Origin of the sequence: Acinetobacter sp. UBA5934 (genome assembly GCF_002430855.1) — a bacterium.
Taxonomy (GTDB): domain Bacteria; phylum Pseudomonadota; class Gammaproteobacteria; order Pseudomonadales; family Moraxellaceae; genus Acinetobacter.
In genome coordinates, this window is the sequence record NZ_DJDC01000024.1 from 7777 (window position 1) to 9346 (window position 1570).

Annotated in this window: 2 protein-coding genes; both read left to right on the forward strand. The window is 40.8% G+C overall.

Features of this window, described 5'->3' with window-relative positions; translation table 11 throughout:
* Nucleotides 1-676, forward strand: a 676-nt coding sequence (locus B2Y23_RS01665; RefSeq protein ID WP_291368621.1) for a beta-ketoacyl-ACP synthase III, incomplete at its 5' end; no start/stop codon positions are given.
* 11 nt (nucleotides 677-687) lie between these two features.
* Nucleotides 688-1446 carry a lysophospholipid acyltransferase family protein gene (locus B2Y23_RS01670; RefSeq protein WP_291356783.1) on the forward strand — a complete coding sequence of 253 codons (759 nt, stop codon included), beginning with the start codon at nucleotides 688-690 and terminating at the stop codon, nucleotides 1444-1446.
* The last annotated feature ends 124 nt before the right edge of the window (nucleotides 1447-1570 follow it).

Below are 1570 nucleotides of genomic sequence, written 5' to 3' on the forward strand. Positions count from 1 at the left end.
AGGTTATGCTTATGACATGAATGTGGCATGTTCTGCTGCAACCTTTGGCTTAAAACAGGCGGCTGATGCGATTAAATGTGGCGCACGCCGTGTATTATTAGTGAATGTCGAGATTACTTCGGGTCATACCGATTTCCGTTCACGTGATTGTCACTTTATCTTTGGTGATGTTGCTACAGCATCCATTATTGAAGACACAACCACTAAAACCGGTTTTGAAATTGTAGATACGCATTTGTTTACCCAGTTCTCAAATAACATCCGCAACAACTTCGGTTACCTCAACCGTAGTGAAGATGCGGTTGTAGATGACAAACTGTTCCGTCAAGACGGCCGTAAAGTGTTTAAAGAAGTTTGCCCGCTGGTTGCGAAAATCATTACCAAGCAACTTGAGAAAAATGAAATTGCACCGACGAATGTAAAACGTTTCTGGTTGCACCAAGCCAATGCCAGCATGAATGACCTGATTTTAAAATTCGTGGTAGGTAAAGATGCTGACCGTGCACTTGTACCTATTATTTTAGATGAATTTGCCAATACCTCTTCTGCAGGTGTGATCATTGCATTGCACCGCACGGCACATGAAGTGAATGATGGCGAGTACGGTATACTTTGCTCATTCGGTGCGGGTTATTCGGTCGGTTCGATTCTGGTACAAAAACACGTGGTAGCATAAGGAATCATCTATTGCAGGTTGAGCATGATGCCAGATGGATCAAACACCTCAGTGTGTTATCCAAACTGTATTTCACCCCAACTTTTTTAGGGGCTGAACATATTGATGCATCCAAACCTGCAATGTATGTCGGTAATCATACCCTGTACGGTGTGTTTGACTCACCCATCTTGATTGATTACCTCTACAACTACCATAAAGTGGCTGTGGTCAGTGTTGCTGATCATGGCCATTTTTATTTGCCGGTTTGGCGAACGCTATTTAAAAAGTTCGGTGCGCTTGACGGTGAAAAAGAATATATCCGTGCCGCGATGCAGCAAGGTTATTCGATCCTGGTCTTTCCAGGCGGTGGCCGTGAGGTCTTGAAAAGAAAAGGCGAGGCTTATCAGCTCATCTGGAAACAGCGTTATGGATTTTTGAAACTGGCACAGGAATTTAATTACGACATCGTTCCATTTGCCGCTCTGGGTGGGGATGAAGTCTTTGAAATTGGATTCGATGCAAATCAGATTATCAAAAGCAAATGGTTTCAAAAGCTGTTAAAAGTACCGCAGCTGGATAAATTACTCCGGCATGGCGATGTTATTCCATCCTTACCTAAAAATATCATTCCGAAACGTATACCTTTTTATTTTCAATTTATGCCGCGGCAAAATCTAATGAATATTGAAAGTGCTGAACAATTAAGCGATTTTCGCGATCAGATTCAGCAGCAAATTTATGCGGGATTAGAATATTTAAAACAACAACGTGAAGTTGAAAAAGTTTGAGCCGGCTGAGTTAATTTTTATTTATCTTTTTTTATAATTGATTATCAAATCATTAAGTTTGCATGATTGATCAACTAGGTTTGATTAAATTCTCAACTCGGCATACAGTATCTTCACTATATTA